Annotated in this window: 10 protein-coding genes; 6 read left to right on the top strand and 4 right to left on the bottom strand. The window is 42.4% G+C overall.

Going from position 1 to position 12648, the window contains the following annotated elements:
* Window positions 1-189 precede the first annotated feature (189 nt).
* The 3 genes from KJS94_RS07820 to KJS94_RS07810 all read right to left on the bottom strand — a co-directional run bounded on the left by KJS94_RS07820 (window position 190) and on the right by KJS94_RS07810 (window position 2636).
* Entirely contained in the window at window positions 190-795 is a 606-nt protein-coding gene (locus KJS94_RS07820) for an outer membrane beta-barrel protein (RefSeq protein WP_214447773.1), read from the bottom strand.
* Window positions 796-814: 19 nt separating this feature from the next.
* Window positions 815-1429: a DUF4136 domain-containing protein gene (locus KJS94_RS07815; RefSeq protein ID WP_214447774.1), complete on the bottom strand. Its 615-nt coding sequence runs from the start codon at window positions 1427-1429 to the stop codon at window positions 815-817.
* Between the two features lie 142 nt (window positions 1430-1571).
* Window positions 1572-2636 (bottom strand): DUF481 domain-containing protein, encoded by a 1065-nt coding sequence (locus KJS94_RS07810; RefSeq protein ID WP_214447775.1) that lies wholly within the window; start codon window positions 2634-2636, stop codon window positions 1572-1574.
* 474 nt (window positions 2637-3110) lie between these two features.
* Here KJS94_RS07810 and KJS94_RS07805 point away from each other — a divergent pair, with 474 nt between their 5' ends.
* The 5 genes from KJS94_RS07805 to KJS94_RS07785 all read left to right on the top strand — a co-directional run bounded on the left by KJS94_RS07805 (window position 3111) and on the right by KJS94_RS07785 (window position 9658).
* Window positions 3111-4322 carry a DcaP family trimeric outer membrane transporter gene (locus KJS94_RS07805; protein ID WP_369806989.1) on the top strand — a complete coding sequence of 404 codons (1212 nt, stop codon included), beginning with the start codon at window positions 3111-3113 and terminating at the stop codon, window positions 4320-4322.
* 40 nt (window positions 4323-4362) lie between these two features.
* The gene (glsA, locus tag KJS94_RS07800; RefSeq protein WP_214447777.1) at window positions 4363-5391 is read left to right on the top strand and encodes a glutaminase A; all 1029 of its coding nucleotides are present in this window, start codon (window positions 4363-4365) and stop codon (window positions 5389-5391) included.
* Between the two features lie 758 nt (window positions 5392-6149).
* Window positions 6150-6794 (top strand): hypothetical protein, encoded by a 645-nt coding sequence (locus KJS94_RS07795; protein WP_214447778.1) that lies wholly within the window; start codon window positions 6150-6152, stop codon window positions 6792-6794.
* Window positions 6795-6823: 29 nt separating this feature from the next.
* Window positions 6824-7984 carry an amidohydrolase family protein gene (locus KJS94_RS07790; RefSeq protein WP_239804335.1) on the top strand — a complete coding sequence of 387 codons (1161 nt, stop codon included), beginning with the start codon at window positions 6824-6826 and terminating at the stop codon, window positions 7982-7984.
* Between the two features lie 135 nt (window positions 7985-8119).
* Window positions 8120-9658 (top strand): glycoside hydrolase family 32 protein, encoded by a 1539-nt coding sequence (locus KJS94_RS07785; RefSeq protein WP_214447779.1) that lies wholly within the window; start codon window positions 8120-8122, stop codon window positions 9656-9658.
* 400 nt (window positions 9659-10058) lie between these two features.
* Here KJS94_RS07785 and KJS94_RS07780 read toward each other — a convergent pair whose 3' ends face one another.
* Entirely contained in the window at window positions 10059-10313 is a 255-nt protein-coding gene (locus KJS94_RS07780) for a hypothetical protein (RefSeq protein ID WP_214447780.1), read from the bottom strand.
* Window positions 10314-10317: 4 nt separating this feature from the next.
* Between KJS94_RS07780 and KJS94_RS07775 the strand changes: the two genes are divergently transcribed.
* The gene (locus KJS94_RS07775) at window positions 10318-12576 is read left to right on the top strand and encodes a sulfatase-like hydrolase/transferase (RefSeq protein WP_214447781.1); all 2259 of its coding nucleotides are present in this window, start codon (window positions 10318-10320) and stop codon (window positions 12574-12576) included.
* Window positions 12577-12648 lie beyond the last annotated feature (72 nt).

Raw genomic sequence — 12648 nt, 5'->3', positions numbered from 1 at the left:
TATTTCTTCATAGCATAATTTGTTTTCATTAAGGAGTAGGGTTACCTGGGTGATTTTGCTTGCTGTTTAGGGTCTGTTTTATTGTAAGTTTGTGATTTCTCGATTTTGATCCATGAGAGCCAGGACTATTATTAACATTGTTTCCTGGCTATCATGGATTGTTTCATATTGTTAGGTAACAATATGCTGTCAGTTTTCAAAGATGAACCCAATATTGAATCCAATGTTCCTAAAGGAATCCCTATTGAGTACTTCTATCTTATTGGTGCTATAACTGTAATTCGCTCCTAAAAGAATTCCCCAGTTTTGTGAGGGGTTGGGTTTTATGATGGCGCCTATTTCCGGTCTTACCACGAATCCCCAGCTGTATTCGTCAGAAACATACACATTGTAATAAAGGGAATTTTGCATGTATTGGGCGCCGATCGCTAATCCTGCGAAAGGCTTGAACATTGTGCCTTCACCAAAGTAGTAATGGGCAGTTGCTGTAATGGGTAATTGATAAGCCTGGGCTACAAAGTCTGATGTGATAGCAGAATTGCCATCTGCGCTTTTGAATGTCTGCCTTGGGAGGTATTGTTCATATGTGGCCCAATCTAATGATAAACCGGCGGAGAATTTCTTATTAATGAAATGCCTCCATTCTACTTTCCCACCTGCGAAGCTGGTCTTGTCAAGGTAGGAACTATTGTTGGGAATATTGATGCCCCAGGAGATGCCAAACATGTTATGTTGGGCCTGGCTTGTCAGGGTGATCATTAATGCAATACTCAGGAATATGGTTAACTTTTTCATGATACTTCTTATTCTATGATTAATTGGTTTGGATATAGGGGGATTGTTCAAAGGACTGGTTGATGGCATCTATGCCTAACTCAATATCATCGTTAGTATATCCAAGTCCTCCTGACATAACTGATCCCCAGATAACAGTCAGTTTATTATTGACTTGTGCATTCTTTAGGTCAATCATATCGAGGACCAGTGTTCCTGTTGGAATACTGTATACCACTCCATAGTATGGATAGTAGGGGGGATAGCCGCAGTAGTACCAGTAGCAGCCCCAATATCCCCACCACCAGCCTGGATAGATCACACCCAGGTTAAGATTTTTGATCGCAGTAAATGCAATGCCGATATCTGGCCTGGATCCCCTCTGCACTAATGTGTAGCCCCTGTCTGCCATTTCTGCTTTTACTGCATCAATAAGTCTTTTGGCATCAGCATCAGACCAGACCGTATCCTGTGGATTGGTTGTCCTCAGGCTAATTGTATCTGAAATGTGGTAGGTTTTGTAATTGCCAAAATTAGCAGTTGCATCTTTGGAGGTCGCAACAGCAAAATTTACTTTCAACTCAGAGGTATCTGGTGATTTCCTGCACGATACAACTGACGCTACTAATAGCGATAGGTATAAGATTCGTTTCATGATGATTTTATTTTTTGGAAAACTTATCTAAAAGGTTGTTATCAAATTTACCAAATTGAAGTGTGCTGAATTTGTACCAGGTATGTTTTACGGTTAAACTCTATCGCCTTTACCTGGGGATATTATTAGAGGATTCATTGATTCAAAAAATATAGCTGAGGCCAAATACTATTCCAAAGTCAAACTTGCTTGTTCCTGTATCAGGGGACTTGCTGTCAAAGTTGTTATAAAATCCAAGGTTTATTTTAAAGTCAGTTATTATTTCATAATCAATATTGGTTTCTCCGTCATTACGGAATCTTCCATTCTGGGATAAGCTGTAAAAGAATGCTTGTGAGAGGTTTACCTTGATTTTTGGTTTGGTAAACCTGAAAAAGTTGAATTGTAGTTGTCCGAATACTTCGGTTAAGGTTTTACTTGATTCCCCTTCAATATTCTTTTCCTGGTTTAACACAAATCCCCCCCTTGACCAGGCATAGATGCTTTTAGTAGTAAGGAATTTATCACCAATACCAAATCCCTCCTGGAAACGACGGTTTAAGCCTAATTCAAGGTTTCGTTGATAAGTAAGAAAGGTTGTTAGGAACCAGTTGGTGTTGAGGTAATAATTATACTTTAAGGATGCGTCTTCCCTGTCCCTGTTGAATGAACTATCTGTAATCGTGTATATTCCGGAGGCGCTGAGTGATACCTCATCTCTTTTGGTAATGTAATTTAGTTTGGTTTCAAAGTTAGCCCTTCCGAATTCACTTGATTTTGTATAGGAATATCCAATAGTGGCGCTTCCTGAAAACCTGCTTTTAAATGATTTTCCATATGGGTATAGAACCGAAATGTCTTCAAGGAACACAGTAACAGTATCTTGTGTTCTTATCATGCTGCTGGTGTTGGGGAATGGGGCTGTTTTCAGTATGCCGAAATAGGATTGGTTGTTGGTTAGTTCAACCCTGAAAATTTTGGTGTTGGCCGCTATTGTTTTGACTTTTGGGATCTGTATGGTTACCTCACTGATGTTATCTGGTTTGAATGTGATATAGCCTAATTTGATCTTCTTTAGTTTGCCTATCAGGATCGTTCCGTTATGAAAGTATAGGGTGTCTTTTTTTTCTTGACCTGATAGTTTAATTGTTAGTAGCAGTAAGGCAAACAGTGTGGCAATGGCCCCGGCAAAGGGTATTTTTTGATATTTACTACTGCCGTATTTCATGCTTTTTCAGATACTGATGCGCCGTTTTGGTTTGGGTGATTTTGCAATTATTCGTGGTGATATTTATATGAAGTGTAGTACTAAATTACATTAAGCATGGTAAGGTTTATGCCTGATGGAAATATTCTTGCAGGCATAAGGTTATTTAACGGTTAAGTTTTGTTTAGGGCTTTTCGAATGCATGTTAAATGGTAGTTTTAAGGTATCAATCTATATTAATCGGGATGGTGAATATTTGGTGGACTGGTACATGAATTTGGTTGATAAGCTAACATTTCCTGATTCTTTCCCTATGTAATGGCTTTCGTTATCTGTGGTTTTATATGGTTTCCTGTTCTGTTTATTCGTAGACAATTTTAGATAGTTCTTAGTACTAATTAAGATTAATAATTAGAATTCCTGACTGAAGGAGTTGGCCTTTTGTAAGGGGAGAATATTTTTCCTAATTGTATAGTACCAACCAAATATTATAGCATGAAAAAGAGTCTTCTATTGTTTCTTTTTGTTTCATTTTTCCTTGTGAAGGGTATGACCCAGGATAAAGATACCACAATGGAAAAAAGCCTGGAAATTTATGGCTTTGTCATGACTGACATCGGATATGATTTTAAACAGATTGATCCCAATTGGTTTGACGTCGTACGACCTACTAAATTGCCTTCTTTTAAGAACCAATATGGTACTGATGGAAACGCCTACTTCAGTGTTAGGCAAACCAGATTTGGTGTAAAAGGATATACAAAGACTCCCTTGGGTTTGTTGAAAACACATTTTGAATTTGAACTTTTTGGAACGGGTGTGGATGCAGGTCAAACCACCCTACGTCTCCGTCACGCCTATGGTGAGTTGGGTAAATGGGGTGTTGGTCAATATTGGAGTCCATTCATGGATATTGATGTGTTCCCCAATACACTTGAATATTGGGGCCCAACAGGAATGGTTTTTTTTCGAAATGTACAGATCAGGTTCATGCCCATACAGGGGGATAGTCGGTTGACCTTTGCATTGGAACGTCCTGGAGCCAGTGCGGACCAGGGTGAATATGCTAACCGTATTGAACTGTCTGATGTTAAGCCAAGGTTCAAGCTCCCTGATTTTTCTGCAGAATACCGTTATGCTGGCAAGTTTGGTTATGTTGAGCTGGCTGGTATTTTAAGGAAGATCGAATGGGAAGACATGGGTAATGAGCAATACGACCTGAGTGGAGATGCCTTGGGATGGGGTTTGAACTTAAGTACCAATTTGAACCTGGGTAAGAATAGTGTGTTTAGGGGCCAATTGGTATATGGGGAAGGTATCCAAAACTATATGAACGATGCACCTGCTGATATAGGAATTAAAGAAAACTTTAGTGATCCTAATAAACCTGTTAAAGGAGTTGCCCTTCCTGTTACAGGTATAGTGGCCTTCCTGGATCATAACTGGACAAGCAATATGAGTACCTCCATCGGATATTCATCGGTTAGTATTGATAATGCTGATGGCTCTGCCGATAATGCCTTTAAAAAAGGACAATATGCCGTAGTAAATTTATTGTTTACCCCTGTTCAGAATTTTATGTTCGGTGCGGAAGTGCAGTATGGTAAAAGGGAGAACTTCAGGGATGGTTTTAGTTCTGACATCACTAAGTTGCAATTTTCTTTCAAGTATAATTTCTCCCAGTCCTTGTATCGCAAGAAATCCTAAAATAAATCTTGTTCTGTTTAACGCTTAATATTCAAAAATTATGAAGAAGTATTTTATAAGAAAATTATTCCGTTCTGCCTTTTTGATGGCGGGAGCAATGTTTTTTTCTATCAGCTTTGTAAAGGCACAAACAAAGGCAGAAATTGAGTCAGCAATCAAAGAAGCCTATGAGAAGTTCAAGGATCTTAAAGAAGGTAAGAATGCCGATTATATTAAAGAGTTGGCTACAGTTGACCCGAATATTTTTGGAATCGCGGTAGTAACTACTGATGGACAAGTGATAACCTTGGGGGATATTAAATCAATGGTGTCTATTCAAAGTGTTTCCAAGGTGTTTACCATGGCAAAAGTATTGGAAGAGCAGGGGCCACAGGCTATTCAGGATAAAATAGGCGTTGACGCTACGGGATTGCGATTCAATTCTATTGTTGCAGTTGAGCTACAGAAGGGTAAAGAGATCAATCCGTTGGTTAATCCGGGTGCAATAGCCTCTTCCAGTTTAATAGGTGGCGCTGATTCAGCTGCTAAGATGAAGAATATTATGGATATCCATAGTGCTTTTGCTGGCAGGGAATTATCACTTAACTGGCCGGTTTATGTAAGTGAAGCGGGTGATAATTTACGTAACCAGGCCATTGCGCACTTGCTGAAAGCCTATGGCCGGATGTATTTTGACCCTGTACAGGCTACCGATATTTATACGAAGCAATGCGCCATTAATGTCAATGCTAAGGATCTCGCTGTAATGGCAGGAACCCTGGCTAATGGAGGTGTTAACCCTGTAACTAAGAAAAAGGTGGTTTCACCTTCCACTGTAATGTATACACTTCCTGTAATGGTAACTGCTGGTTTATATGATAATGCCGGAATCTGGCTTTTCAATACCGGTTTGCCTGCAAAGAGTGGTGTGGGTGGCGGTTTGTTGGCGGTTGTGCCAGGGAAGTTTGGGATCGCTGTCGTTTCTCCACCATTGGATGCTGCTGGTAACAGCGTGAAGGCCCAAAAAGTAATTGCTTATGTAGTGGATAAACTCAAGTTGAATCCTTACCTCATTACTCCCAAGAATTGATCAATTGCCGAATCGGTCTGCTTTGTGTAGATAAGTAGGTTGCTCATTCTTTACAAATTATAATTGATTTAACTGTGCCAAAAAGACGCTTATTATTGGCGATGTTTACTGGGGTTTCAATTTGGGTAAATGCCCAAATTGAAACCCCGGTTTTAGATACTGTGAACAATCCTATAGCTGTCAGAAGAGGCGTTACCAAGGATACGGCATACTCCTCTGGTTCTTATGGTGAGTTTACACCTGGTAAGGGGTTTGACCTGGTCAAAAGTAAATATGGGAGTTTGAATATCAGTATTTATGGTATGATTCGGTACCTGAATCAAATGCCAGGGGAGCAAACTTACCAGGATCATTTAGGAAGGGACCGCAATCTTACCGGTAGGAATGATATCTACTGGCACCGTTCCATGATTTGGTTTTCCGGGTTTATAGGAGTGCCTAAACTGACCTATACCGTTACGGTTTGGAGTATCATGTCTACCCAGCAGACACTTATTTATGGTAATGTTCAATATCGGTTTAACAAGCATTTACGTGTAGGTATAGGTATGGTTCCCAATTTGTCCATTAGGTCGATGCAGGGGCCATTTCCGTACTATTCCTCAACAGACCGGACGATGGGTGAAGAGGCATTGCGGGGGGGATTTACCAATGGTTTGTTTCTGACTGGGGAAATTACTCCCAAGCTGTTTTATAATTTTACGCTTGGAAATAACCTCAGCCAATTAGGGGTTAACGCAGCTAAACTTACAAGGGATATGTCTAAGAGTTTTTCCCTTACTTGGTTGCCAACCACCGGGGAATTCGGTCCCCGCGGGGGTATAGGGGATTTTGAACACCATGAAAAATTGGCTACAAGATTTGGGGCATCCTATTGCCAGAGTCGTGAAGATCGGTTTAACAATATTGGTGAGCCCTCACCAGATAATACACAAGTCAGGCTTTCGGATGGGGTATTGTTTTTTGAACAAGGAGCCCTTGGTGATGGTATAACGGTTGATAATGCGAATTATAATATGATCGCTGTTGATATGGGTTTTAAGTACAAGGGTTTTAGCGTGCAGGGTGAGTTCTATTCCCGGAAGTTGTCCAAATTTGAATCTACCGAACCTTTGCCTATCAATAAGATCGTTGATAATGGATACAGTTTGCAAATCGGCTACATGGTTTTACCACGATTGTTGAACGCTTACCTGATCAATTCATATTTCTGGGACGAGTTCAAGCGGAATCCATGGGAAATCGGCGGGGGGCTTAATTTTTACCCGTTAAAGTCCAGGAGTTTCCGTGTAAATGGCCAGCTCATGCATGTTAGTAAGAGCGCGGCGGGAGGAACATTTGGGTTATATACCGGTGGACAAACGGGTTCAACGCTTACTGTTGGTGTTGATTTTATGCTGTGATATCAATTAATAATCAATACAGAAGCCTTATGTATGAAATTTTAGTGGGCAAGTCCCTTATCCGGCGGTTGTTACGGACCGGCATTGCTTCGATGTCCTTGTTGCTTTTTTGCAGCCAAAGTTTTGGGCAGAAGCCTTCGCCTGCTGATACAGCTTTGTTTCATGACTCACATTTCCATCTGACCAATTATATCCAGGAAGGAATAAGTGTAAAGAAGTTTTTGGAGGTAATGGGTACCAAGGTTGGACGGTCCACTTTATTTGGAATTCCTTTACAGCAACAATGGTCCTATGGTAATACGGGGAACTTTGCCCCCAATTATTATCTAGCCAGTGACGCACCCCTGTATTACTACAGTTTTACGGATGCCTTTATCGCCATGTCCTATAAGGGGTTGCCTGACCAGGATAAAAAGCGATTCGATCCGATGATTACTGGATTCAATCCGGCTGATATGTACGCTGCTGATCATATTAAGCGGGTGCTGAAGGTGTTTTCCGGTGTATTTAGTGGCATTGGGGAGTTTACCATCCATAAGGAATTTGTGTCCTCCAAGATTTCAGGTGAAACAGCTTCCCTGACCAATCCTGCCCTTGACCGGATCCTGGATTTTGCAGGGGAGTCGGGTTTGGTGGTGATCCTACATAATGATATCGACATGCCCTATCCCAAGAGCGGGCAGGAACCGTATTTAGTGAAGCAGGTTGGTGATCTTTTCAGGCGGCATAAGAATACTACCATTATATGGGCACATTGTGGTTTGGGAAGGGTTGTTCAACCGATTCACGATCAATTAAGGTTGCTGGAAACTGCTTTAGGAAACCCAGAGACCAGTCATGTTTATATTGATATTTCCTGGGATGAAGTTGCAAAGTATATTGTTTCTTCACCAGAAGCAGTGAAAGCTACTGCTGCTGTCATTAATAAGTATCCTGAGCGGTTTTTGTTTGGGACTGATGAGGTGGCTCCCCCAACACAGGAGAAGTATCTCAAGGTGTATAGAATGTATGCGCCTTTACTGGATCAGCTAACCCCTGATGCGCGGTATAAATTGCTAAAGGGAAATTATGAAAGATTGTTTGATGCAGCCCGGATCAAGGTGAGGGCCTGGGAAAAGGCACATGCCAATGAGCCGGATGTCATTCCCCCGCCAACACCTTCTTCTGGTGTGGCGAAACCAGAGCAGTAAAACTGAATCATCACTGTTTCAAATGTATTGTATAAGCAGTGTTCTGCGCTTATAGGGCTGCCGTTGGGGCGGCCCTTTTTTATTAAGCCTTTGATAGGCCTTCTTTTTATTTTTGATAGGTAAATGTTTGAATGTATGAACAAGGTCATTTGTTTGCTTCTGATCATCATCTTGCCCTTTGGTTTTTTAAAGGCCCAGGATACGGTTGATCAGGGGACATATCATGAGAAACATCGCTTACAGGTGCATTTTTCACCTAAAGCACATTGGATGAATGACCCTAATGGAATGGTTTATTATGAGGGGGTCTATCATTTATTCTTCCAGTATTATCCGGGGGGAACCACATGGGGGCCGATGCATTGGGGGCATGCCACCAGCACAGACCTGGTTCATTGGCAGGAACAGCCCATAGCATTGTATCCGGATAGCCTTGGATATATTTTTTCCGGAAGTGCTGTTTGGGACAAGCATAACACCTCAGGATTCGGACTAAATGGCAAAGGACCATTGGTGGCAGTGTTTACCCATCACAACCCAAATGCAGAGGTAGAAAGAAAAAATGATTGGCAATACCAAAGTCTTGCATACAGCAATGACTCCGGTAAGACCTGGATAAAATATGCTGGTAATCCTGTTTTGAGAAAACCCAATAGCACTGATTTCAGGGATCCAAAAATTACCTGGTATGAAGATGGTCGGAAATGGATCATGACCCTGGCAGTTAAAGACCATATTGAGATGTATTCCTCGCCGGATTTGAAGTCCTGGGTCTATGAATCCGAGTTCGGAAGGGATTTGGGGGCACATGGTGGGGTATGGGAGTGTCCGGACCTATTCCCCTTGGAATTTGAAGGAAAGACAATCTGGGTAATGATCATAAATCTTAATCCTGGGGCACCCAATGGGGGCTCAGGTGTGCAGTATTTTCTGGGGACATTTAATGGTAAGGCGTTTGTGCCCCTGCACAAGGAAACAAGGTGGCTGGACTATGGACCGGATAATTACGCAGGAGTTACCTGGGATAACACCGGGAAGCGGAGAGTACTCATTGGGTGGATGAGCAATTGGAATTATGCCAATGTTGTGCCTACAGTGGGCTGGAGAAGTGCAATGACCTTGCCAAGGACTTTGGGATTGATTAGGGTTGGAAAAGACATCTACCTCACCAATAATCCAGTTAAGGAGATTAAGTCAATTGAGTCCCGGTCTGTTACCATCAATCGCATTACAACAAACATGGCATTGGATATGTTGCCATCTTTGGAGAAGCTATCCATCCCTTGTAAATTGGAGGTTGAGTTGAGTCGCAAAGATGATTTTTCCTTTACCTTTTCCAATGACCAGGGAGAGGAATTGCTGGTCGGCTATGAACGGGAAACCAAACGTTATTTTATTGATCGGACCAGGGCCGGCGATAATAGTTTTCATAGTGGTTTTGCAAAAAGGTTTTTTGCGCCGGATATAGCAGGTGATGGAGCTACAAAACTTGTTCTGGTGATGGACAAATCTTCAGTAGAGTTATGGTCGGATAATGGCCTGACTGCATTGACTGCGGTCTATTTCCCAAATGCTGCCTACAATCATTTGACATGGAGATCAAGAAAGAGTATTGCCAGGAAGATCAGTATTACCGATCTGAATAGTATTTGGGAAAGAAGGGATAGCCGATAATTAAATGCAGGAAAGCTGAAATGTAATGGAATAAACAATTCCCTGCAGTCTTATCCCAAGGGTCTTTATTGGTAGGAAGTAGGTCCTTTTGTAATAGAACTTGGGGATAAGGATAAGAATGGGCTGCTATTTTAAAAAGAATTGATTTTTTCAACATGGAGAATATACACATTAGTGTTGTCCGGGTGGATGATGACTGATTTGAAACCTGCAAGTTCCAGTGGATTTTCTTGATAGTTTAACGGTTAAACCCGGATCAGAAAGGAATGGTTAAATAGCTTAAAATCCTTTCCTGTATTGGGGTTTAGGGTTTTTATGGGGAAAAGTCAGCTAGCCAGGAAACATTCGTTAGTTCTTTAGATAAGCCGTTGGATTATTTTCAAATGACATTACGGAAGAATTATTTTTTGACCATTTTTCTTTTTGGAAAAGCCCGATGAGTTTTTTCCAGATGATAGTTGTGAAATAGGTGAGGGTGGCTAAAATGTTCAATTTTCCAATATTGTTTTAATGTCTCTAATCCACCTGGCATATAAATGAAAGAACTTATGAAGCATGTTTTAAGAAGCGGACTGCCATCAATGGTTGGTGTATTGGCAGTTGCTACAGCCTTAGCCCAAAATCCAGTAAAGCCATCTCCAACCTCAAAAGCCATTGTTTTGGATAGGACCAGTTTACCTATCCGCGAACCGGCCAGGCCTTTTTACACAGAACTTGATGTGCGCAATGCAACACCTCCAACCCGGTTTGAGGTAAAAGCCCCCCAAGGTGCTCCAAACGTAGTGATCGTCCTCATTGATGATATGGGATTTGGGGTTTCGGAGGCCTTTGGTGGTCCCATTCCCATGCCGACTTTAAACAGGCTGGCCAATAATGGATTGAGGTATAACCGCTTTCACACAACGGCACTTTGCGCTCCTACCAGGGTTGCCTTGCTGACCGGTTATAACCATCACTCGAATAATATGGGTGCTATTACAGAGTTGGCTACTACCTACCCGGGAAACACAGCAGTGAGGCCACAAACCATTACACCAATGGCTGAAGTGTTGAGGCAGAATGGATATAATACTGCCCAGTTTGGAAAATGTCATGAAGTGCCACCATGGGAGATCTCCAATTCTGGCCCTCAGGACCGATGGCCAACCCGTTCCGGATTTGAGAAGTTTTACGGTTTCCTGGGTGGCGAGACCAACCAGTGGTCGCCGTTGATCTATGATGGGGTGACAATGGTGGAAACGCCGGAAGACCCCAATTATCATTTCACCACGGATATGACGAACCAGGCTATTTCCTGGGTGCGTTTACAGCAAGCCCTTACACCAGGTAATCCATTCTTTATGTATTATGCGCCAGGTGCAACCCATGCCCCGCATCATGCACCTAAAGCTTTCATCGATAAGTACAAGGGAAAGTTTGATAAAGGTTGGGATGTGTTGAGGAAGGAAACCTTTGAGCGGCAAAAACAGATGGGTATTATTCCCAGGAATACACAATTAGCTCCCAAGCCGGCTGATATCAAGGACTGGGATAAGCTTTCGCCAGATGAGCAGAAATTATTTGCGCGGCAGATGGAAGTATATGCCGGCTTTGCGGATCACACAGATTACGAGATAGGCAGGCTAGTGAAGACACTGGAAGACCTCGGCGTTATGGATAATACTGTTTTCATTTTTATCGCCGGAGATAATGGTGCCAGTGCTGAAGGCCAGATGAACGGTATGTTCAGCGAAATGTCCTATTTCAATGAGGTGCCTGAAACCGTTCCTGATATGTTGAAAAAGGCCGATGAGTGGGGGTCTCCAAGTACTTACCCACATTATTCTGCGGGTTGGGCTGTTGCCATGGATGTGCCATTTACCTGGACCAAGCAAATGGCTTCTGATTTTGGTGGTACAAGGAATGGGATGGTTGTATGCTGGCCCAAGGGTATCAAGGCAAAGGGAGAAGTTCGTTCCCAGTTTGCCCACGTGGTAGATATTGCTCCTACTATTTATGAAATCTCTAAGATCCCGGCTCCAAAGACGGTGAATGGTATTCCCCAGGATCCGATCGAGGGGACAAGTATTGCTTATTCTTTCAATGCCCCGGCCAGTCCGGAAAAGCATAAGGTCCAGTATTTTGAAATGTTTGGTAACCGTGGCATCTATAGTGATGGTTGGTATGCAAGGACCATCCATAAAGCGCCCTGGAGTTCGAAGCCCTATAATGACTTAAGTAAGGATGTGTGGGAGTTATACAATACAAAAGAGGACTTTAGCCTTGCCAATAACCTGGCCGCAAAGGAGCCTGCCCGCTTGAAATCACTCCAGGACTTGTTTATGAAAGAAGCAGTAAAGTACCATGTTTTGCCACTTGACGACAGGACCTTTGAAAGGATGATTGCTTCGCAGATGGGTAGACCCAATATTATGGAAGGAAGGACCTCGGTTACTTATGGTGAAGGAATGAAAGGAATGGGGGTAGATGTGTTTGTCGATCTGAGGAGTACTTCTTATACCATCAAGGCAGACGTGGAAGTGGATAATAATGGTAATGGGGTAATCGTATGCCAGGGAGGAAGATTCGGAGGCCTGAGTTTTTACCTGAAAGGCGGGAAGCCTGCATTCACTTATAATTTCCTGGGTATGTCTGGCAACCAGATCATGGCAAGCGAACCATTAAAGCCGGGTAAGCATAACCTGGTCTTTGATTTCAATTATGATGGCGGTGGGCAAGGAAAGGGAGGAGCAGGAATTATTATGGTTGATGGTGTAAAGGTTGCGGAAGGCAGGATTGATAAAACCCAACCAGGTATTTTCTCAGTTGATGACCTGGCAGATGTAGGCCTGGATGAGGGAACCCCTGTTGCCGATTATGGGCCTTCTTCAAAGTTTAGTGGTAAGATTGATAAGGTGTATATAGAAGTCAGGAAATAATTGTTTTGTAGGCTGACAATTCTTTGCCGATGCTTTACTGGCAAGGAGGTCGCAGATTACTATGTAAAATGA

The sequence above is a fragment of the Flavihumibacter rivuli genome (assembly GCF_018595685.2).
GTDB lineage: Bacteria > Bacteroidota > Bacteroidia > Chitinophagales > Chitinophagaceae > Flavihumibacter > Flavihumibacter rivuli.
The sequence above is the reverse complement of the archived record's forward strand: the minus strand, read 5'-3'. Positions and strand labels throughout refer to the sequence as shown.